Raw genomic sequence first — 1,896 nt, 5'->3', positions numbered from 1 at the left:
TTCAAGCGTTCTATTGACGCTTACCGGGAAGCAGCCAGACAAAACGGCCATGACCCATCTACCCTTCCAGTCGCAACGGCCGGCTTCTTCTTTATCGCAGACGATGCCGAGAAAGCGCTTGACGAGTACTACCCTCATATCAATAAAGGAATGGAACGCACCAACGGACGCGGTTTTCCGCATGCTGCTTTCATGCAAGGAAGTGACACGCATAATGTCATGAATGTCGGCAGTCCACAGCAGATTATTGAGAGAATCCTTTATCAGCATGAACAATTCGGTCACCAGCGCTATTGCCCAGATGGATTTCGGCGGAGTGCCGCGCGAAAAAGTCATCAAGCAAATTGAAATCATTGGCACGGAAATCCTTCCTGCCATTCGAAAATATACTGCTAAATCATAAAAAAAGGACACATCGAATCACTAGCATTCGATGTGTCTATTTAATTCAGCCGTTAGCCTTTGAATACCGTCATACATCTCTTCCCTGCTTTTCTTATCATTCATCTCTGTTCGCGCATGGAGTAGAACAGGACGCACAGATTCGATCGAGCGTCCGAACGATTCCATCCATTGATAACGCGGTACCATCCATGTGTGAAAATGATGGGTTGTATCCTCATTATAGAAGTAATAGACATGCTCAATTCCAAGGACAGTCCGCTGTGCCCTTCTAATTTTCGCTAGAAAGCTGATATAGTCCAGCCGCTCCGCATCAGTTAATTCATCCAAGCTAATAATATGGCGTTTGGATGCGACAATCACCAGTCCCTTGATTGGATAGGCAGCATCCTGATGAGCATGGAAATGAGCTGTCTCCCCAATCACACCGCCATCCGGCTCAACCAGACCACTCGTTAACGCACAGCTCAGGCATTCCACCTCAACGGTTCTTCCATCTGATAAAGTAATAGTTCGCATGAATCACCAGCCCTTTCACCAAACAAGATCATTTCTTACAAGAAATCGGTCATTAAACTCAATGGGAACCCCCACTCCATCCTTTTCAGCATGAATATGTACATGCGGCTCTGACGTGTTACCAGAATTGCCGACAAGTCCAAGCTTCTCTCCCGCCTCAACCTGTTCGCCTGCTTTGACCGTCAGACTGTCCTGCTGCATATGGGCAATCCATACTTGAGCTTCAGTACCCTCACATTGAAGAGCCACATGGTTTCCTGCTGCCTTTTCCGGATTGGTTTGCGGCGGATTCAAATCAGGAAGTTCCTGTTCTGCCTCCACCACTTCTCCTGTACATGGACTGTAGATACCATCGCCATAGATTCTGTATTTAGAATTATCACCTGGATAAATGCCAGTGGCTCTCACTCCCCATTTGTCGATCTTTACGATATCAACTGCATATTGCTGGCTTTCATAGGCATGATGGTAGTTGACCTGAACATGAGCTCCTCCCTGTCCAATAAAATAGACTCCATCCTTTAACGGGAATTCCAGCTCAATGGCCTCCTCATTTGCCCAAAGCCCGCTGATTGCGAGCACATTATACAGACCGAATACCCCTATCAACAAAAGATAAAGAGCAAATGACCATTTCTCTCCCTTTTCTAAAGGTGCCCTGAAAGGCTTCCTTCTCACCTTCAAATAGGACAGGATAAGCGCAACAATCAACAAGAGAACCCAAATATATCTCAGATAATAGGTAAGGAAATCCCATGGCGCCGTCATAAACAGCCAGCTTACATAGAATATCGTGAACAGGGATTGCACCAGCCAATCCAACTTACTCTTCTTACTCCCTCTCCAAAGAGTCACAATGAAAACCGCTGGCAAAACCACTTGAAAGAAAACAACCTGAATCATAATCAACAGCATGACATTCCCCCATTTAGTTTGTTTGCTAGTCTATACGGTTTAACCAGAAAATGGTTTCTT

2 protein-coding genes and 1 pseudogene are annotated in these 1,896 nt (G+C 45.6%); 1 reads left to right on the top strand and 2 read right to left on the bottom strand.

Annotated elements, in window-relative coordinates; translation table 11 throughout:
* Positions 1-403: pseudogene (locus ACI35L_RS10910) on the top strand (LLM class flavin-dependent oxidoreductase); the annotation flags it as partial.
* Positions 404-423: 20 nt separating this feature from the next.
* Here ACI35L_RS10910 and ACI35L_RS10905 read toward each other — a convergent pair.
* Both ACI35L_RS10905 and ACI35L_RS10900 read right to left on the bottom strand, forming a co-directional pair.
* A complete protein-coding gene (locus ACI35L_RS10905) occupies positions 424-921 on the bottom strand; it encodes an HIT family protein (protein ID WP_049672276.1) in 498 nt (165 codons plus the stop codon).
* Between the two features lie 15 nt (positions 922-936).
* Positions 937-1,836, bottom strand: a complete 900-nt coding sequence (locus ACI35L_RS10900) for a M23 family metallopeptidase (RefSeq protein WP_049672277.1) — start codon at positions 1,834-1,836, stop codon at positions 937-939.
* Between the last annotated feature and the right edge of the window lie 60 nt (positions 1,837-1,896).

Origin of the sequence: Pradoshia sp. (assembly GCF_051873915.1) — a bacterium.
Classification (GTDB): Bacteria; Bacillota; Bacilli; order Bacillales; family Pradoshiaceae; genus Pradoshia.
Note: the sequence above shows the minus strand (reverse complement) of the source record. Positions and strands in the feature narration are given on the sequence as shown.

Bases quoted from the DNA above. Each gene is read 5' to 3' on its own strand.
- ACI35L_RS10900 (WP_049672277.1), bottom strand. From the start codon at position 1,836: ATGCTGTTGATTATGATTCAGGTTGTTTTCTTTCAAGTGGTTTTGCCA.
- ACI35L_RS10905 (WP_049672276.1), bottom strand. From the start codon at position 921: ATGCGAACTATTACTTTATCAGATGGAAGAACCGTTGAGGTGGAATGC.